Raw genomic sequence first — 16,462 nt, forward strand, 5'->3', positions numbered from 1 at the left:
TCTCCGGCGAACCGCACCTCACGCAGGTCGATCCCAACGTCAACGTGAACTTCGGCTTCCAGAACTTCCCTGGGTTCAATGTCGCATCACCCAAGATCCCGACGGCACGAGGCGACTTCGCGCTCCTCGGTGACCTGTCGGCGCGCTGGAGCGGCACCATCACGGCGCCGACCACTGCGACCTACACCCTGGGGCTCACGGCACGTGGTGACGCCAAGCTACCTCGACGACGCTGTTGGTCGAGCACACCGGCGACTTGTCATCCGTCGGTGAACGGATCAGGTTGACGGCGGGCGAGGCGCACGAGGTTCGCATCGAGTACAGCGCTCCAGCGCTCAATACCTATCAGGGCGGCCAGGTGCGACTGTTCTGGGAGCATCCGGAGCGCGTCATGTCACCCGCGATGACCGACGCGGTCGACACGGCCCGGGGCGCCGACACTGCCGTCGTGGTGGTGCGGACTACGAGACCGAAGGGGTCGACCGTCCCGATCTACGACTCCCCAAGGAGCAGGAGCAGCTGATCCGGCAGGTGGCCAAGGTCAACCGTCGCACGGTTGTCGTGGTCGAGACCGGAGCCGTCGGAACGACCAGCGGCTGGTCCCGCAGGACCAAGGGCATCGTGCAGGCCTGGTACCCCGGACAGGAGCAGGGCCACGCGATCGCCGATGTCCTGTGGGGCGACGTCAACCCGTCCGGCAAGCTCCCGGCGACACTGCCGCGCAGCGAGCGCCAGGTGCCGACGACACCCGCAGGAACCGCCGAGTTCACCGAGTCGATCTTTGTGGGCTACCGGGGATTCCTCGAGAACAGGATGCGTCCCGCTACCCGTTCGGCTTCGGGCTGTCGTACACGGACTTCCGGTACCGCAACCTCGACACCAGCGTGCGGGGTCGTCGCGGTGAGAAGGTGACCGCGACCTTCACGATCCGCAACACAGGACGGCGCACCGGTGCTGAGGTAGCTCAGGTGTACGTCGGTGAGCTGCCAACCGACGTGGCGACACCGCGTCGCCAGCTGGCCGGCTTCGCCAAGGTCGAGCTCGAACCAGGCGAGTCCCGTCGCGTCACCGTGAAGATCCCGAGACAGGCACTGTCGTTCTGGGACACCGGCCGGGATGCCTGGGTGACTCCTCGGGGTCGCACGAAGATCTTCGTCGGGACGTCCTCGGCCGACAGCTCTCTTGTCGGTTCGGTGCGGATTCGCTGACCTGCTCCTCGCCTGTGACGATGGTGTGATGACTCTGACAGCAGATGCCGTCGTCGTGGGGGGCAGGGGTGATCGGCTCGGCCACGGCTCTCGAGCTCGCTCGCGCGGGACTCGAGGTCGTGGTCGTCGACCGCCTCAACGGGCCGGGGCAGGGCTCGACCAGCGCGTCGAGTGCCATCATCCGCTTCAACTACTCGACCTTCGCGGGCATCGCCGCTGCGTGGGAGGCCAAGCACTGCTGGGAGAGCTGGGCCGATCATCTCGGGACAGCCGACACGTCTGGCCGGCGCGCTTCCACCGCACAGGGATGGCGTTCCTCGACGTCGACGTGGCGCCGAGCAGCAAGATCCTGCCGAACTTCGATCGCGCGGGCATTCCCTACGAGGTCTGGAACCCGGCCACGCTGGCCGAACGGCTGCCTGCGCTCGACACAGGACGGTACTGGCCGCCGAAACGCCTCGACGACGAGGAGTTCTGGTCCGATTCGACCGACGAGCTCGGCGCATTGTGGACGCCGGACGCCGGCCACGTCGACGACCCCCTGCTCGCCGCGGTCAATCTTGCCGATGCAGCCCGCCGAGCTGGTGCGCAGCTGCTCTTCAAGCAGCAGGTCGTCGGCGTCCGTCGGACCGGGGGCCGGGTCGGTGGCGTTGATCTGGCGGACGGCACCCGGATCGACGCACCCGTCGTGGTCAACGTGGCGGGCCCGTGGTCGTCGGCGTTCAACGAGATGGCCGGTGTGGGCGACGACTTCACGATCACCACTCGCCCCCTGCGACAGGAGGTCCATGTCGTCACGGCACCTCCGGGCTTCAATCCCGACGGCAGACCCGGCCCGTTCGTGGCCGACCTCGATCTCGGCATCTATCTGCGCGGAGCGCCAGGCGACGGGATCTACATCGGCGGCACCGAGCCCGAGTGCGACGAGCTGCAGTGGCTCGACGACCCGGACGACACCGACCACCGGCCGACCAAGGCCGCTTTCGAGGCCCAGGTGACCCGCGCCGCACGACGCCTTCCCGACCTGCGGGTGCCCTCTGGGCCTCGCGGCATCGTCGGCGTGTACGACGTCGCGACCGACTGGACGCCCGTCTATGACCGCACCGCCCTGGACGGCTTCTACGTCGCCATCGGCACGAGTGGCAACCAGTTCAAGAACGCTCCTGTCGTAGGACGGCTCATGGCCGCCCTCGTGACGGCGGTCGATAACGGCCACGACCACGACACGGATCCGGTGCAGGTGCGCGGCGAGCACACCGGACTCACGGTCGACCTCGGTGTGTTCTCGCGCAAGCGCCCCGCGAATTCTGACTCCAGCGGAACCGTGCTGGGTTGAGCGACGGTCGTAGGGTCGAGACATGACCACTGTCGCAGGCCAGCTGATAGCGTCCCTCGTCGAGGCAGGGGTCCGGCGCATCTACGGCATCGTCGGCGACAGCCTGAACCCCGTCGTCGACGAGGTGCGACGCACCGGCGGTTCCGCCAAGGGCGGCATCGACTGGATCCACGTCCGCCACGAGGAGGCCGCTGCTTTTGCCGCCTCTGCCGACGCTCAGCTGACTGGCGAGCGCGCGGTCTGCGCAGGTTCGTGTGGTCCCGGCAACCTGCACCTCATCAACGGCCTCTACGACGCGCACCGTTCTGGTGCCCCGGTGCTGGCGATCGCCTCACACATTCCCAGCGCAGAGATCGGGTCGGGCTACTTCCAGGAGACGCATCCCGACCGCCTCTTCGGCGAGTGCTCGGGCTACAACGAGTCGTGCTCACGGCGGACCAGGCGCCCCGCGTCTTTCGGTCCGCGATCCGCTCGGCCGTCGCCGGGCACGGGGTCTCGGTCGTCACCCTCCCGGGCGACATCGCCGAGATGGCCGCCACCCGGGAGCTCACGCCGTTGGTGCTGTCCTCGACGCCGAGCATCGTCCCGGACGAAGCATCGGTGCAGCAGCTCGCCGACGCGATCAACGCCGCAGAGCGGGTCGCGATCTTCGCCGGCTACGGCGTCCGCGGGGCTCATGACGAAGTCATCGCCCTGGCCGAGACGATCGGCGCACCGATCGGGCACTCCCTGCGCGGCAAGGAGTTCATCCAGTACGACAACCCCTATGACGTCGGCATGACCGGTCTGCTCGGCTACGGCGCAGCGTACGCCGGCATGCACGACGCCGACCTGCTGCTGATGCTCGGAACCGACTTCCCGTACTCGCAGTTCCTGCCCGACGACGTGACGACCGCCCAGGTCGACGTCGACGCCAGTGCGCTCGGACGCCGTACCCGCGTGGACATTCCCGTGCACGGCGACGTGCTGGCGACGCTGCGCGCCGTGGCGCCGCTGGTGCACCGCAAGGACGACCGACGGTTCGTCGACCGATGGCTCGAGAAGCACGACTCGATGATGCACCGCACCGTCGGTGCGTACACCCGGTCGGCCGAGAAGCTCGTGCCCATCCACCCGGAGTACGCCGCGTCGATCCTCGACGAGGTCGCCGACCGCGACGCGATCTTCACCACGGACACCGGCATGTGCAACGTGTGGACCGCGCGCTACATCAACCCGACCGGCGACCGGCGGTTCATCGCATCGATGCTCCACGGCTCGATGGCCAACGCCCTCCCCCCACGCCATCGGTGCGCAGATCTCGAACCCTGGCCGTCAGGTCATCTCGATCTCTGGGGACGGTGGACTCTCGATGATGCTGTCCGAGCCTCCTCACCGTCGCGACGTATCAGCTGCCCGTCAAGATCGTCCTGTTCGACAACTCGACGCTGGGCATGGTGAAGGCCGAGATGCTCGTCGACGGCCTGCCCGACTTCGGCGTCGACGTGCCCGCCGTCGACTACGCCGGCATCGCACAAGCGGCAGGCATCCACGCGCAGCGGGTCGAGGACCCGACGCACATCGAGCATGCCCTGCGTACCGCATTCTCCGTGGACGGCCCCGCCCTCGTTCAGCTCGTCACCGACCCGATGGCCTTGTCGATACCGCCCACCATCACCGGTGAGCAGGTCCGCGGCTTCGCGATGGCGCTCGGCAAGGTCGTGCTCAACGGTGGAGTCGGCGAAGCCTTGCAGCTCGCGCGGTCCAACCTGCGCAACCTGCCCCGCCCCTGAGTCAGGACAGCGTCAGACCGGCCGACCAGTAGCCGTTGAGAGTTGTCGTCGTGTCGAGGCCCGCTACGACGTCGGAACGCACGACGAGGATGGCCTGAGTCTGATTGGTGATCGGGATCGACAATCCGGTGGTCGTGCAGTTCGTCACAGCGCCGATGGCGAGGATGCCGGTGAATGACGGCGCCAACGTGCACGATGCTCCGGGGACCGGCGTGAAGACGTTGTTGGGGGTTGACGAGGTCCAAGCTCAACCCGGAGGCCGAGCGTGGAACCGACCAGTGACATCGCGCTGGTGTTGGTGAAGTAGCCGTTGATGCTGGTGAGCGTGTGGTTGTCCGAGATCGGCTGGGCCAGGCCAGCAATCGCGCTGTTCGTGGCGTCGATCGTGTTGTTGACGATGGAGACGTTGCTGACCGAGCCGGATCCGTTGATCGGCAGCACGGCCACCGTGTTGGCAAATCCGCCGAGGAGGGTCGTGGTGGTCGCTACCTGGCCGCTGCTGCTCGACAGCATGGCGCCGGAGCCGGCCGGTCCGGCGGGGCCAGTCGCACCCGTTGCCCCCGTCGGTCCGGTCGCGCCGGCCGGGCCAGTCGCACCGGTGGGTCCGGCGGGCCCGATGTCTCCCGCCGCGCCGGTCGCGCCAGCCGCACCAGTCGCGCCGGCGGCGCCGTTCTCTCCGGCTGCGCCGGTCGCACCAACCGGACGCGGTCGCACCGGCAGGACCGATGTCTCCAGCAGCGCCGGTTGCCCGGGTTGCCCCGGTTGCCCCGGTGGCACCAGCCGGTCCCGCTACACCCGCGGCACCGGTTGCCCGGTCGCGCCAGTTGCGCCGGCCGGTCCGGCAGCGCCCGTAGCACCGACCGCACCAGTCTCACCCGTGGCGCCCGTGGCGCCCGTGGCACCGGTGTCACCCTTCTCACCCTTGGCTCCAGCGGCGCCCTGGCACCCTTGTCGCCCTTGGCACCCTTTGACCACTTGGCCGGGATCCGTGCCACGGAGCCAGACAATTCGCGCCTCGCCGCCCTTGCAGCTTGTGCTCTTCTTGACGATCCGGATCTTGCCGCTCTTCTCGTTGAGACAGGCCCGGATGAGCTTGGCATCCTGCTTGGAGCTGTCGGCGGCCACTGCAGTGCCGCCTGCGCCGATGACGGCGGTCATGGCCAACGAGGCGACGGACAGAGCTGGCGAGGGCGCGTGGCCGAGGAGTGAACACGCGAATACCGTAGCGGAACAACGGACGACCTGTCTCCGATTCGGCCAAGCTGGCCCCCCCGACGCTGAGACTCAGTCGTACGTCGGCGCCTTGACGTCTGCCATCGACGGGTCCAGCTTGACGCCCTTGGACAGGTGTTCTTCGGCCTTCTCAGTCTCGCCTTGGTGCAGAAGAGCGAAGCCGAGACGCATGTGAGCGGCCGCAAGCTTGGAGTCGACCGCGATGGCGCGTCGATACAGCTTCACAGCAGCATCAAGATCATCACTCTCAAGAAGAATGCCCTTGTTGTAGAGCGCCGAAGTGAACTTGGGGTCGGTCTTCAGTGCCGCGTCGTAGTGCTTGATCGCGAGCTGGTCCTTGCCCGCGTCCTGCGCGATGAGGCCGAGGTTGTAGTGCGCGTAGACGTTGTCGGAGTCGAGCTCCAGCACGTTCTCGAACGTGGCCTTCGCCTTGGCATCATCACCCTTGGCGAGCTGCTGCAAACCAGTCTCGACCAGCGTGTCGGCGGCTGAGGGTGCGCCTTCGTCGCTGTTCCCACCGCTGCATCCGGCGACGAACAGCAGGCTCAACAGCACGAGAATGGCGAGTTTGGGACGAGGCACGTCGGTCAGTGTGGGGCTCATCACCGTGCAGCTGTTCAGCGTCGGGTGACCAACGAGATCACAGACCGTCGAAGGCAGCCGAGATCGCACCCGCACGACCGGGACGCACGGCGTACCAGCACAGCACCGTGGCCAGCAGGTCGGTGTCGTCGCGAACGGCGTTGACGCGCACCGTGAACGTGCGGCTGAAACGACGATGCAGCACCGCTACTCGCACGCCATCGCAGGTGACCTCGGTGTTCCAACGACGCACGTGCAAGAACTCGTAGCGGCGCCCGTACAGGTCGAGATGTCCGTTGTGGTCACGGCGTCGCTTCGCCTTGGGCTTGCCGTTGAACAGCTCGACCTCACCTGTCGGCAGCCGCACGATGTGGGAGCCGCCTGCAGGGACGTGCGCGGACGGATGCTTGGCAGCGGTTCCCTGGTAGGTAGCCCGCAGCTGACCGGCGTCATCCTGCACCGTCACCGTCCCAGCGGAGTCGATCGCCGCTGGCCAGCCCAGAGCCGAGGTGAACTGCCTGGGTCGTGCATCTGCCGGAGAGCTCATTCGCCGACCTGAGTAGACGGCCCAACGAGGACCGGCCGAGACGTCAGCCCGCGTCCGCGACAGCCGCATCAGGTCCGAAATCGCCGGAAGCCGTATCCGAATCGACATACTGTCACTACGCTGAGTGACACCATCTTGGACGCCAGTCGCCATTCTCGAGGAATCTCATGCGCACATCCGTTCTGTCCCGCTCGTTGATCGCTGGCGCAGCCCTCGCCGTGGCGGCCGGAGCCGTGTCTGCCGTCCCGCCTCGGCCGCGACATCATCTTGAATCACCGTGAGCAGGTGATCGCTGCCGTGGCTGCGGCCCGCGCAGATCCGCCCGCTGCAGGCGGCCGTCGCCCGAGACGGTCGAGGCGCTCAGGCCGTTGGTCGATCTCGCGTGTGCAGTAGACCCCACCCACGAGACCACCCGAGAGGTCTTCGCCATGGCCACGACAGTCAACCCCAACGCTGACGGCCTCTTCCTCCGTGGCACGGTCGTGGACGACAACGCCCCAAACGAGTTCGCGGCGATGCGCTACTGCTTCGTCGGTGTCGTAGCCCCAACTGACCCGCTTTCCGACTGACCGGCACGGCAACGCTGAGCTTCGGCACGACGACCCACCACCCCATGTCGGGGGACGTCTTTGCTATCTCCCGCCCGTAACTACACGCTGCTCGAGATGTACCAGATCATCAATGGCGGCTCCGGCTCAATTCGCCTTCTCGGTCAATGGCAACGCAACACGGAGCACCACCTCCACGGTCACGATCACGACCCCCAAGACGGCGAAGCAGAAGCAGGCCGCCAAGAGGAGTCACCAAGTCACTGGCGTCGGCCGAGAAGACCTACAAGAAGGCTCTGAAGAAGGCCGGCAAGAACAAGAGCAAGAAGGCCAAGGCCAAGAAGGCATACGCCAAGAAGCGCGCCACTGCCAAGGCGACCTACAAGAAGGCCATCGCGCCGACCCGCCGCTTGGCGACGAAGCCGCAGGTGCAGAACCGGCCGATCGTCATGGCATTGCAGCCCTGACACCACGACAGGGCCGTTGCCGCGCCGGGGTGACCACGGCTGCACGGTAGACACAACTATCTGGTGCTAACTGACCCAGCGCAGACGCGTCCGTGGGAGACTGGGGGCGGGGCCACGGGGAGTTGAGGGACTACACCATTGTGCTTGAGTCATCGGCTCTGTTCGTAGCGTTCCTCGTCGTCGCCCTGACCACGCTGGCGTTGTTCTTACTTCGTCACGTATCGCTCGACCCGCTCGGCGTACTGCGGGTGGTGGTGTGTCGCGTTGGTGCTGTTCCTCGGCGGCTCCACCGCCTACCTCTTCGCGGACTTCGGTCAGCAGCGGTGGGCCAACCCGGTCGGCAATTCCTTGCTCGTCATGGGCGCTGCTTCCATCTGGACTGCGGCTCGCTCGTTGGTGAGAAGGCAATCGAGAACCTGGTTGATCCTCGTGCCGCCAGCGGTGGCGGGCGGAGCAGCCGCCCTGGGCAACCCCGGTTCGGAACCATGGGCAGGCGGGACCGCCTTCCTCTTGATGATGACCTTGCTGTTCGGTCTCACGGCGCGCGAGCTGTGGCCCCGCCGCAGCGCCGATGCGCCGACGCAGGTCGCCATGGCTGTGGCCGCAGGCATCGTCAGCGGGTTCTACACCTGCCGCCTGGTGGTCTTCACGATCACGGGCCCGGACGGGTCGTTCTTCATGACGTATCTGAACGGGAGCATCACGCTCCTCATCGACCTCGTCCTGCTGATCGCAGTCTCCTTCAGCATGTCCTTGCTGAGCCAGGAGCAGTCGATCAGGGACCTGCGGGCCCGTGCGACGCGGGACGGGCTCACAGGATTGCTCAACCGCACCGAGTTCTTGGACCTGGCTGCCCAGGAGCTCTCGTCGTGCAAAGCCCGATGGCACTGAGGTCGCACTGATCCTGGCCGATCTCGATCACTTCAAGAACATCAACGACACCTTCGGCCACATGGCAGGCGACCACGCGTTGCAGGTGTTTTCCGCAGCCTGCACCGACACAGTGCGCTCGACCGACCTGGTGGGACGATACGGCGGCGAGGAGTTCATCTTCTTGCTGACGGGGACCAGCCTCGACAGGGCCGAACAGATCACCTCAGAGATCAGTCGTCGCATCCACAGCATGCAAACTCCGGAGGGCGGTCTGCCCACCGTGAGCTTACGGCATCGCGTCCACCGCTGATGGCAAGGACCTGAACGGCTTGATCGCGTCGGCCGACGCAGCCCTCTACGAAGCCAAGATGCGGGGTCGTGACCGGGCCGTGCTCGAGGACCAGAAGGTCGAGGTCGTGGTGGTTCCGCAGGTCGACGAGGCCGTCTGACGGGCCTGAACCGTGTTGCGGGCGTGCCCTTGTCGCCGAGAAGGACGAAACAATCCCTGACAACGGACAGAGCGTCCACACGAATACCAGGAGAGATGTTTCCCACCCGTCTTCTTGAGGACGCCACGACAGCGACCTGCCGACTTTGGTCGTGACCGGCCCGTCAGCAGCCTAAGCGTCAGCAGACCCGTGACGAATGAAGACCTAGGCGCAGATCGGGCAGAATCCCGCCACCGGTCTGCCAAGACACGAACTACATGCAGACAGGAAATCCACCGCCGTGGGGGACCGCTTACCGCAAGAGCCACCCGCCCGCGGGGGGCACCTGCTTCATCGCACCGTGGCCACTAAAAAACGGCGGACCGTTTCGGTCCGCCGTTTCAGTGTGTCCGAGGGGGACTTGAACCCCCACGCCCCTAACAGGGCACTAGCACCTCAAGCTTAGCGCGTCTACCATTCCGCCACCCGGACATGCGCTTCTTTTCATCAGCGCGGTGCAGCACTGAACTCTAACAAACCCCCTCCTGAAGACGGTCATGGGGGAATGCCCGTTCGGGCGCCGATCAGCCCCTGCCCCGCAATGCCAACAGTTCGAAGCTCGTCGAGGGCGTCGTCGACCTCGTCCATGTCGTAGCCACGCCGGAATCGCACCGGGGTGAACATCGTGTCGCGGATGCGCTCGGCGGCTCTTGGTTGGGCAGCGGGCCGTCAGCTCGTCCAGCACGTCCCGCAAGAACTCCTCGACCTGGACGCGGTCGTACCCCTGGCCAGACCGGCGAGCCGGGAACAGCGGTTCCGTCATCGGAACACCTGATTCACCTGCCATGACGCTGGATCTTTCCATGATTCCGGGGCATCGCATCCCCAAACGATTCGGCCGTCCGGATCGACCGCCGAGTCCACAATGTGACCGGGGTCACCCACAGGTTGTGAGAAGTTACACACAGGTTATCCACACATGTGGACTAACTCTCTACCGGACGTTGAGAGTCACAGCTGCGTCGAGACGGCGTGGATCACCAGACCGGCCAGACCGCCGACCACGGTGCCGTTGATCCGGATGAACTGCAGGTCCCGTCCGACGTGCAGCCGATGCGTTCGGCAGTCTCCTTGCCATCCCAACGATTGACCGTCGCCGAGATGATCGGGCGACCTCGGTGCCGTAGTTGTTGACCGCGTACGCCGCAATGTCGCTGATCGTGGAATCAAGTCGGCGGCTCAGCGCGGGTCCTCGATGAGCCGGTGACCGAAGGCATCGATCTCCTCCAGGGCACGCCGTCGCAGCATGCCGTCCTCATCGGCCAGCGCACCGACCAGCGCACGGCGCAGCGCGTCCCAGAAGCTGCGACGACGTCTTGATGACTTGCGGCTGGCCCAGCATCCGCTCCTTGAGCCGCTCGAACCGCAGCATCGTGGCCTCGTCGTGCTGCAGGTCGTGGGCGAAGCTGCGTCAACCAGCCGTCCAGCGCGATGCGGGCCTTGTGCTGGGGCGTGCGGCTGATCTCCGCGACCCACTCGACGACCTGCTCGTGCACCCGGCTGGCGACCCGCTTGTCGACCCACTGCGGTGTCCAGGACGGTGCCCGGTTCTCGACGAGTGCGGCGACCTCTGCCTCGTTGTGATCGAGCCACCGGGCGGGCGTCGAGCACCAGGTCGACCAGGCCCGATGGGCGTCATCGCGCAGCACCTCTTCGAGCAGCTGCCCGGCGACGGGGCTGAGCTGTTCTTCCTGGAGCCTGGGGGATCAGCGCCTCCTGGATCACCGCCGCGACATCGGTCTCCTTTGATGTGCGACAGCGCATCGGCCAGGAATCCCGGGACCCCTCGTGCACGAGCCGCTCGCTGTGGCGGCCGGCGATGAGCCACTCACCAGCACGTTTGCTGACCTGCGGACTGGATGCGCTCGCGGATGACGTCCTCGCGCAGGAAGTTCTCGGCGACGAACTCCTGCAGGCTCTCCCCAGCGACTCCTTGCGCTTCGGGATGATCGCGGTGTGCGGATCGGCAGACCCGAGCGGATGGCGGAACAGCGCGGTCGCCACGAACCAGTCGGCGATCGCGCCCGACCAGTCGCCGGCGCCGCGCAGAACCGGCGTTCACGTAGCCGAGCCAACCAGTGTCGTGCTCGCGCGTCAGCACGTAGATGATCGCCGCCAGGATCAGCAGCGACAACGCCAGCGCCCGCATCCCGCCGCAGGCCCCTGAGCCTGGCGACGTCGCCGTCGGACATTCCTTCAGGCATCGCCAGGCCAGCAGCCGAAATCGTCGAGGTCACGCGTCGACACTATCCACGATTTCGGCGGCCTGCTCTGCGTAGACTGACGCGCATGGCTCAACGAGGGTGCGAACCTCGACACGAGTCAGGTCACCGGAGGCGGGTCGCGCGCAGGTCTGGCCGTCGGGGGCGCGCTCGGCGGATTGCTGATCGTGCTGATCGGTGCCTTCCTCGGAGTCGACCTGAGCTCGATCACCGGCAGCGGCAGCCCCTTCGACACCAGCCAGGTGCAGACGGCCGGCGACGAGTCGACCACGTCGTTCGAGCAGTGCAAGACCGGCGCCGACGCCAACCGCGACGACACGTGCCGCATCATCGGCACGGTCAACAGCGTCCAGGCCTACTGGCAGAAGCCCTGCCGGCTGACGTCAACCGTCAGTACCGCGCCGCCAAGACCGTGATCTACGAGGGCGCCACGCAGTCACCGTGCGGCACCGCCTCGAACCAGACCGGACCGTTCTACTGCCCAGCGACGAGCGCATCTACATCGACGCGAGCTTCTTCGACGAGCTGACCAGCCGCTTCGGCGCCGACGGCGGCGCACTGGCCCAGGAACTGGTCGCGCGCGCACGAGTACGGCCACCACGTCGAGAACATCCTTGGCTTCCTCGCCAAGGGCCAGGACGGCAAGACCGGCCGAAGAGCGGCGGCGTGCGCATCGAGCCCATGGCCGACTGCATGGCCGGTGTGTGGGCCGATCACGCCGCGACGACCGAGGACGCCGACGGCAACACCCTGCTGAAGCCCTTGACCAAGTCCGACATCCAGTCCGCCCTCTCCGCAGCCGCCGCAGTCGGCGACGACCACATCCAAAAGAGCTGGGCGGCGGCAACGTCAACCAGGACTCGTGGACGCACGGCTCCAGCGAGTCGCGCCAGAAGTGGTGCCTCGGGCTACCAGGCCGGTACCGTCGACGCCTGCGACACGTTCAGCACGAACGACCTGTAATCGGTGTCTGACCGTCGGCTCAAGATCGAGGTCTGGATCGTCCTCGGCCTGTCGTTCGGGGATGTCCGGCGTCTACTCGGCCGTCTCCCTGATCGACAAGGCCACCAGGCCTGGCGGAGTCCGGGAGTCGACCGCGACGCTCAACTCCAACAACAACCCGCGCGAGTGGTTCGACTTCACCTACGAGGTGCTGGGCCTGGTCTCCGCGATGGTCGTCGTGGCGCTCGTCCTCTACCTGCTGTCGCTCGACCGAGGACAGCCTCCGGTGTTCCAGCGCATCGGCCTCGACCTGCGCCGCAAGAAGTTCGACGCCTGGTGGGGCTTCTGGCTGTTCGCTGCGATCGGCGTGCCCGGCCTCGGCGTTCTACTTCGTCGGCCGGTGGTCGGCATCACCGCCGAGATCATCCCAGCACCTGATCTCGCCTACTGGTGGACCGGCGCACTGCTGATCCTGGCCGCGCTCGAGACGCCCTGCTAGAGGAAGTCGTCGTGATCGGCTACTTCCTGACCCGGTGAAGCAGCTCGGTTGGGGCACACCGGCAACTCGTCACAGCGGCGGCACTGCGTGGCAGCTCCACCTCTACCAAGGGGTCGGGCCCGGCATCGGTAACTTTGTCATGGGCCTCGTGTTCGGCTACTGGTTCCACCGGACCAAGCGCGTCATGCCCCTCGTCATCGCCCACACCTTGCTCGACGTCGTCGCCTTCGTGGGCTACCTGTCTTGCTGATTCACTCAATCTGAAATGAAGACCGCACACCTATGAAGATCGCCTTCGACCCGGGCCTGCCCATCAGCGCCCGCCACGACGACATCGCCACGGCGATGCGCGACCAGCCAGGTCGTCGTCGTTGCAGGCGAGCCGGCTCGGGCAAGACAACCCAGCTGCCCAAGATCGCCTCAAGCTGGGCCGCCGGTCGATCGCCCACACCCCAGCCCGGCGTATCGCGGCACGTTCGGTGGCCAAGCGCATCGCCGACGAGTGCGAGGTCGAGCCTCGGCGCCGAGGTCGGCTATGCCGTGCGGTTCGACGACCAGACCAGCGCCGACACCGCGATCCGGCTGGTCACCGACGGCCTCCTGCTGGCCGAGCTGCAACGCGACCGGCTGCTCTCCCGGTACGACACGATCATCATCGACGAAGCGCACGAGCGTTCGCTGTCGATCGACTTCCTTCTGGGCTACCTGGAGCAAGCTCTCCCCGCCGTCCCGAGCTCAAGGTCGTCATCACGTCGGCGACGATCGACGTCGGGACGGGTTCGGCGAGATGTTCGATGCACCCGTCATCGAGGTCGAGCGGCCGGACGTTCCCGTCGAGGTCCGCTACCACCCGATCGAGGAGACCGGCGCCGACGGCGAGCGCGACGCCATCGCGTACGCGGTGTCCGACCTGCCCCTCGACGGCGACATCCTGGTGTTCTTGTCGGGCGAGCGGGAGATCCGGGACGCGACCGAGTTCCTGGCCGGCAAGAAGTCTCCCGCACCGAGATCCTCCCGCTGTACGGCCGCCTGGCCGCCGGCCGACCAGCAGAAGATCTTCAGCAGTCACCCCGGACGACGGATCGTGCTGTCGACCAACGTCGCCGAGACCTCGTTGACGGTTCCCGGCATCCGTTACGTCATCGACACGGGCATGGCCCGCATCTCCCGGTTCAGCCAACGCCTCAAGGTGCAACGACTGCCGATCGAGCCGATCTCCCAGGCCAGCGCGGCTCAACGGGCCGGCCGGTGCGGTCGTGTCGCCGACGGTATCTGCATCCGGCTGTACTCCGAAGAAGACTTCGAGGGCCGTCCCGAGTTCACCGACCCTGAGATCCAGCGCACCAACCTGGCGTCCGTCCTGCTGCAGATGTCGTCGCTCGAGCTCGGCGACATCAAGAACTTTCCGTTCCTGGACCCGCCAGACTCGCGCTCGGTCACCGACGGTCTCAACCTGTTGTACGAGCTGGGGGCGCTCGACCCGCAGCGCAAGGGTGACAACAAGCCGACCACGATCGGTCGCCGCATGTCGACGCTGCCGACCGACCCGCGGCTGGCCCGGATGCTGCTGGCCGCTGAGCCGCCGGCTGCCTCGCCGACGTGCTGGTCATCGTCTCGGCGATGTCGATCCAGGACCCGCGTGAGCGTCCGCTCGAGATGCAGCAGGCCGCCGACGAGAAGCACTCACGCTTCCGCGAGCCCGACTCCGACTTCCTGTCGTACCTGACGTTGTGGAAGTACATCCGCGACCGCCGCGCCGACCTGTCGAGGCTCGGCGTTCCGGCGACTGTGCCGTGACGAGTTCCTGCACTACCTGCGCATCCGCGAGTGGCACGACGTGCACTCCCAGCTGCGGCGCACCGCCAAGGACATGGGTCTCAAGCCAGGCAACGCCGGTGCCGACCCGACCTGGTCCACCAGGCCATGTTGTCCGGGTTGCTGTCGCACATCGGACTGCGCGATGCAGAAGGCCGCGAGTACCTCGGCGCCCGCAACGCCAAGTTCATGATCTTCCCCGGTTCGGGACTGGCCAAGAAGCCGCCGCGCATGGTCATGGTCGGCGAGCTCGTCGAGACCAGCCGGCTCTGGGGACGTACTGCCGCCAAGATCCAGCCCGAGTGGGGTCGAGTCCGTCGGCGACCACCTCATCAACCGGGTCTACAGCGAGCCCCACTGGTCGACCCGACGCGGCGCCGTGATGGCCCGCGAGAAGCTTGCTGCTGTTCGGCATCCCCCTGATCGCCGACCGGCTCGTGCAGTTCGGCAAGGTCGACCCGGTGGTCTCGCGCGACCTGTTCATCCGACACGCGCTCGTGCAGGGCGAGTGGCGCACGCACCACAAGTTCTGGGCCGCGAACCAGCGGATGATCGAAGGCGTCGGAAGAGCTCGAGGAACGTCTGCGTCGCCGCGACCTGCGCGTCGACGACGAGACGCTGTACGCGTTCTACGATCAGCGCGTTCCTGCCCATGTCGTGTCGACCCGGCACTTCGACTCGTGGTGGAAGCAGACCAGGCGCGAGCAGCCCGATCTGCTGACCTTCGATCCGGCGATGCTGAGCGACGGACCGGACGGAGCCGACGCCGAGTTCCCGCGGGAGTGGCACTCCGATGGTGAGTCCTACCCGCTGGCTGATGCGTTCGAGCCCGGCATGACCGACGACGGCGTGACGATCGACCTGCCGATCGACCGGCTCCCTGAGCGTCGACGACCGGGCCTTCGACTGGCACGTGCCGGGCCATCGGTGACGCGTCACCGAGGAGCTGATCCGCTCGCTGCCGAAGCCGTTGCGGCGGGAGTTCGTCCCGGCCGGCCAGTTCGCGCCCAAGTCGTGGAGGCACTCGACCCGTCGGCATCCGACATGAGCGAAGCTCGCCCGCCAGATGCGCCTGCTCAACGGAACTGTCGTCAACGCCAGCGACTTCGACTTCGATGCGTTGCCGTCCCACCTGCGAGTCACGTTCCGCGTCGTCGACGGCACCGGCAGGCTCGGGCGCGGCAAGGATCTCGCCGCACTGCGACGTGGCTCACGAGCCACCTGCGCGCCGATCTGACGAAGGTGGCCCAGCAGGAAGAACGCACCGGGCTCCGCACCTGGGACGTCGGCACGATCGACCAGTCGATCACTGCCGGCCAGGCCACGGGCTATCCGGCTCTCGTCGACGAAGGCACGTCCGTGGCGCTGCGCATCCTCGACACCCGTGCTGAGCAGACCGTCGCCATGATCAAGGCGCAGGCCCGGCTGCTGTCCTACTCGTTCCCGACGCCCGTCCCCCACCTGGGCCGAAACCTCGACCTGCAGTCCAAGCTGCTGCTGTCGACCGGGCCGCGCAAGGACGCGGCCGCCGTCATCGAGGAGTGCTGGCTCGCCGCGATCGAGACGCTGGTCGTGCGTCACAGCGGTCCGGTCTGGGACGAGGCGACGTTCGGCCTGTTGCACGAGACTGTGCGCGCCGAGGTCTACGACGAGACCGAGCAGGCCGTCCACGCCGTCATCGCGACGTTGCGAGCCCTGGGCGACCTCACCCCGCTGCCGCAGACCGAGGCCGGCGAGGACGTGCGGGTGCAGCGTCCTGGCTGCTCTTCCCCGGATTCATCCGCGAGGCCGGCACGTCCCGGCTGCGGCGCCTGCCGCTCTACCTGCAAGCGGCGAGACGCCGGCTGGACGCTCCGCTGAGCGACAACCTCATCGCGACCCGAGGACCTCGAGGCGAGGTTCCACGAGAAGACTGCCGACATGTCGGTGT

At 66.8% G+C, this 16,462-nt stretch carries 25 protein-coding genes, 1 tRNA gene and 6 pseudogenes; 21 read left to right on the forward strand and 11 right to left on the reverse strand.

Annotated features, from left to right (window positions below; genetic code table 11):
- Window positions 1–44: 44 nt before the first annotated feature.
- The 7 genes and pseudogenes from ACHMWU_RS19950 to ACHMWU_RS19980 all read left to right on the forward strand — a co-directional run bounded on the left by ACHMWU_RS19950 (window position 45) and on the right by ACHMWU_RS19980 (window position 4,316).
- Window positions 45–287: a PA14 domain-containing protein gene (locus ACHMWU_RS19950; protein WP_396046217.1), complete on the forward strand. Its 243-nt coding sequence runs from the start codon at window positions 45–47 to the stop codon at window positions 285–287.
- Window positions 257–523 carry a hypothetical protein gene (locus tag ACHMWU_RS19955; RefSeq protein ID WP_396046219.1) on the forward strand — a complete coding sequence of 89 codons (267 nt, stop codon included), beginning with the start codon at window positions 257–259 and terminating at the stop codon, window positions 521–523. The genes ACHMWU_RS19950 and ACHMWU_RS19955 overlap by 31 nt, the downstream gene beginning before the upstream one ends.
- Window positions 520–912 (forward strand): glycoside hydrolase family 3 protein, encoded by a 393-nt coding sequence (locus ACHMWU_RS19960; protein ID WP_396046922.1) that lies wholly within the window; start codon window positions 520–522, stop codon window positions 910–912. The genes ACHMWU_RS19955 and ACHMWU_RS19960 overlap by 4 nt, the downstream gene beginning before the upstream one ends.
- Window positions 909–1,208: a fibronectin type III-like domain-contianing protein gene (locus ACHMWU_RS19965; RefSeq protein ID WP_396046221.1), complete on the forward strand. Its 300-nt coding sequence runs from the start codon at window positions 909–911 to the stop codon at window positions 1,206–1,208. The genes ACHMWU_RS19960 and ACHMWU_RS19965 overlap by 4 nt, the downstream gene beginning before the upstream one ends.
- Window positions 1,209–1,252: 44 nt before the next feature.
- Complete coding sequence (locus ACHMWU_RS19970) at window positions 1,253–2,206, forward strand: FAD-dependent oxidoreductase (RefSeq protein ID WP_396046223.1); 954 nt, start codon at window positions 1,253–1,255, stop codon at window positions 2,204–2,206.
- Window positions 2,203–2,544 carry an FAD-dependent oxidoreductase gene (locus ACHMWU_RS19975; RefSeq protein ID WP_396046225.1) on the forward strand — a complete coding sequence of 114 codons (342 nt, stop codon included), beginning with the start codon at window positions 2,203–2,205 and terminating at the stop codon, window positions 2,542–2,544. Before ACHMWU_RS19970 ends, ACHMWU_RS19975 begins: the two co-directional genes overlap by 4 nt.
- Window positions 2,545–2,566: 22 nt before the next feature.
- Window positions 2,567–4,316, forward strand: a pseudogene (locus ACHMWU_RS19980) (pyruvate dehydrogenase).
- 1 nt (window position 4,317) lies between these two features.
- On the opposite strand, the gene ACHMWU_RS19985 reads toward ACHMWU_RS19980, so the two are convergent.
- From ACHMWU_RS19985 to ACHMWU_RS20005, 5 genes are all read right to left on the reverse strand, one after another.
- Window positions 4,318–4,464 carry a hypothetical protein gene (locus ACHMWU_RS19985; RefSeq protein WP_396046227.1) on the reverse strand — a complete coding sequence of 49 codons (147 nt, stop codon included), beginning with the start codon at window positions 4,462–4,464 and terminating at the stop codon, window positions 4,318–4,320.
- Entirely contained in the window at window positions 4,461–5,093 is a 633-nt protein-coding gene (locus ACHMWU_RS19990; RefSeq protein WP_396046229.1) for a hypothetical protein, read from the reverse strand. Before ACHMWU_RS19990 ends, ACHMWU_RS19985 begins: the two co-directional genes overlap by 4 nt.
- Before the next feature lie 12 nt (window positions 5,094–5,105).
- Window positions 5,106–5,474, reverse strand: a complete 369-nt coding sequence (locus tag ACHMWU_RS19995; protein ID WP_396046231.1) for a hypothetical protein — start codon at window positions 5,472–5,474, stop codon at window positions 5,106–5,108.
- Between the two features lie 126 nt (window positions 5,475–5,600).
- On the reverse strand, window positions 5,601–6,131 hold the full coding sequence (locus tag ACHMWU_RS20000) for a tetratricopeptide repeat protein (protein ID WP_396046233.1): 531 nt from the start codon (window positions 6,129–6,131) through the stop codon (window positions 5,601–5,603).
- 58 nt (window positions 6,132–6,189) lie between these two features.
- Window positions 6,190–6,678, reverse strand: coding sequence for a hypothetical protein (locus ACHMWU_RS20005; RefSeq protein WP_396046235.1), 489 nt, complete (start codon window positions 6,676–6,678; stop codon window positions 6,190–6,192).
- Between the two features lie 368 nt (window positions 6,679–7,046).
- Here ACHMWU_RS20005 and ACHMWU_RS20010 point away from each other — a divergent pair, with 368 nt between their 5' ends.
- From ACHMWU_RS20010 to ACHMWU_RS20025, 4 genes are all read left to right on the forward strand, one after another.
- Entirely contained in the window at window positions 7,047–7,247 is a 201-nt protein-coding gene (locus ACHMWU_RS20010) for a hypothetical protein (protein WP_396046237.1), read from the forward strand.
- 146 nt (window positions 7,248–7,393) lie between these two features.
- Window positions 7,394–7,693: a hypothetical protein gene (locus tag ACHMWU_RS20015; protein ID WP_396046239.1), complete on the forward strand. Its 300-nt coding sequence runs from the start codon at window positions 7,394–7,396 to the stop codon at window positions 7,691–7,693.
- 264 nt (window positions 7,694–7,957) lie between these two features.
- On the forward strand, window positions 7,958–8,584 hold the full coding sequence (locus ACHMWU_RS20020) for a GGDEF domain-containing protein (RefSeq protein WP_396046241.1): 627 nt from the start codon (window positions 7,958–7,960) through the stop codon (window positions 8,582–8,584).
- Window positions 8,487–8,876, forward strand: coding sequence for a GGDEF domain-containing protein (locus ACHMWU_RS20025; RefSeq protein WP_396046243.1), 390 nt, complete (start codon window positions 8,487–8,489; stop codon window positions 8,874–8,876). The genes ACHMWU_RS20020 and ACHMWU_RS20025 overlap by 98 nt, the downstream gene beginning before the upstream one ends.
- A gap of 524 nt (window positions 8,877–9,400) precedes the next feature.
- Here the strand turns inward: ACHMWU_RS20025 and ACHMWU_RS20030 are convergent.
- The 5 genes from ACHMWU_RS20030 to ACHMWU_RS20050 all read right to left on the reverse strand — a co-directional run bounded on the left by ACHMWU_RS20030 (window position 9,401) and on the right by ACHMWU_RS20050 (window position 11,058).
- Window positions 9,401–9,487 (reverse strand) — tRNA-Leu (locus tag ACHMWU_RS20030).
- A 62-nt stretch (window positions 9,488–9,549) separates the two neighbouring features.
- Window positions 9,550–9,690, reverse strand: coding sequence for a DivIVA domain-containing protein (locus ACHMWU_RS20035; protein ID WP_396046924.1), 141 nt, complete (start codon window positions 9,688–9,690; stop codon window positions 9,550–9,552).
- A gap of 315 nt (window positions 9,691–10,005) precedes the next feature.
- On the reverse strand, window positions 10,006–10,137 hold the full coding sequence (locus ACHMWU_RS20040) for a DUF445 family protein (protein WP_396046245.1): 132 nt from the start codon (window positions 10,135–10,137) through the stop codon (window positions 10,006–10,008).
- A gap of 83 nt (window positions 10,138–10,220) precedes the next feature.
- Window positions 10,221–10,703, reverse strand: a complete 483-nt coding sequence (locus ACHMWU_RS20045; RefSeq protein ID WP_396046247.1) for a DUF445 family protein — start codon at window positions 10,701–10,703, stop codon at window positions 10,221–10,223.
- Entirely contained in the window at window positions 10,690–11,058 is a 369-nt protein-coding gene (locus ACHMWU_RS20050) for a hypothetical protein (protein ID WP_396046249.1), read from the reverse strand. The genes ACHMWU_RS20045 and ACHMWU_RS20050 overlap by 14 nt, the downstream gene beginning before the upstream one ends.
- 376 nt (window positions 11,059–11,434) lie before the next feature.
- Here ACHMWU_RS20050 and ACHMWU_RS20055 point away from each other — a divergent pair, with 376 nt between their 5' ends.
- The 4 genes and pseudogenes from ACHMWU_RS20055 to ACHMWU_RS20070 all read left to right on the forward strand — a co-directional run bounded on the left by ACHMWU_RS20055 (window position 11,435) and on the right by ACHMWU_RS20070 (window position 12,967).
- On the forward strand, window positions 11,435–11,692 hold the full coding sequence (locus ACHMWU_RS20055) for a hypothetical protein (RefSeq protein ID WP_396046251.1): 258 nt from the start codon (window positions 11,435–11,437) through the stop codon (window positions 11,690–11,692).
- Window positions 11,689–12,239, forward strand: a pseudogene (locus tag ACHMWU_RS20060) (neutral zinc metallopeptidase). The gene ACHMWU_RS20055 and the pseudogene ACHMWU_RS20060 overlap by 4 nt, the downstream one beginning before the upstream one ends.
- 61 nt (window positions 12,240–12,300) lie before the next feature.
- The gene (locus tag ACHMWU_RS20065; protein ID WP_396046253.1) at window positions 12,301–12,717 is read left to right on the forward strand and encodes a hypothetical protein; all 417 of its coding nucleotides are present in this window, start codon (window positions 12,301–12,303) and stop codon (window positions 12,715–12,717) included.
- Between the two features lie 34 nt (window positions 12,718–12,751).
- A complete protein-coding gene (locus tag ACHMWU_RS20070; RefSeq protein WP_396046255.1) occupies window positions 12,752–12,967 on the forward strand; it encodes a CPBP family intramembrane glutamic endopeptidase in 216 nt (71 codons plus the stop codon).
- Window positions 12,968–13,137: 170 nt separating this feature from the next.
- Here ACHMWU_RS20070 and ACHMWU_RS20075 read toward each other — a convergent pair whose 3' ends face one another.
- Window positions 13,138–13,386 (reverse strand): hypothetical protein, encoded by a 249-nt coding sequence (locus ACHMWU_RS20075; protein ID WP_396046257.1) that lies wholly within the window; start codon window positions 13,384–13,386, stop codon window positions 13,138–13,140.
- Window positions 13,387–13,504: 118 nt separating this feature from the next.
- Here ACHMWU_RS20075 and ACHMWU_RS20080 point away from each other — a divergent pair.
- The 6 genes and pseudogenes from ACHMWU_RS20080 to ACHMWU_RS20105 all read left to right on the forward strand — a co-directional run.
- Window positions 13,505–13,918 (forward strand): annotated as a pseudogene (locus ACHMWU_RS20080) (helicase-related protein); the annotation flags it as partial.
- Between the two features lie 419 nt (window positions 13,919–14,337).
- Window positions 14,338–14,514: a hypothetical protein gene (locus ACHMWU_RS20085; protein ID WP_396046259.1), complete on the forward strand. Its 177-nt coding sequence runs from the start codon at window positions 14,338–14,340 to the stop codon at window positions 14,512–14,514.
- A 126-nt stretch (window positions 14,515–14,640) separates the two neighbouring features.
- Entirely contained in the window at window positions 14,641–14,955 is a 315-nt protein-coding gene (locus tag ACHMWU_RS20090) for an oligonucleotide/oligosaccharide-binding fold domain-containing protein (RefSeq protein ID WP_396046261.1), read from the forward strand.
- A 14-nt stretch (window positions 14,956–14,969) separates the two neighbouring features.
- Window positions 14,970–15,032 (forward strand): annotated as a pseudogene (locus ACHMWU_RS20095) (hypothetical protein); the annotation flags it as partial.
- A gap of 118 nt (window positions 15,033–15,150) precedes the next feature.
- A pseudogene (locus tag ACHMWU_RS20100) lies at window positions 15,151–15,357 on the forward strand (DUF3418 domain-containing protein); the annotation flags it as partial.
- 145 nt (window positions 15,358–15,502) lie between these two features.
- Window positions 15,503–16,392 (forward strand): annotated as a pseudogene (locus ACHMWU_RS20105) (DUF3418 domain-containing protein).
- Window positions 16,393–16,462 lie beyond the last annotated feature (70 nt).

The sequence above is a fragment of the Aeromicrobium sp. UC242_57 genome (assembly GCF_044452305.1).
In the GTDB taxonomy this organism is placed as follows: domain Bacteria; phylum Actinomycetota; class Actinomycetes; order Propionibacteriales; family Nocardioidaceae; genus Aeromicrobium.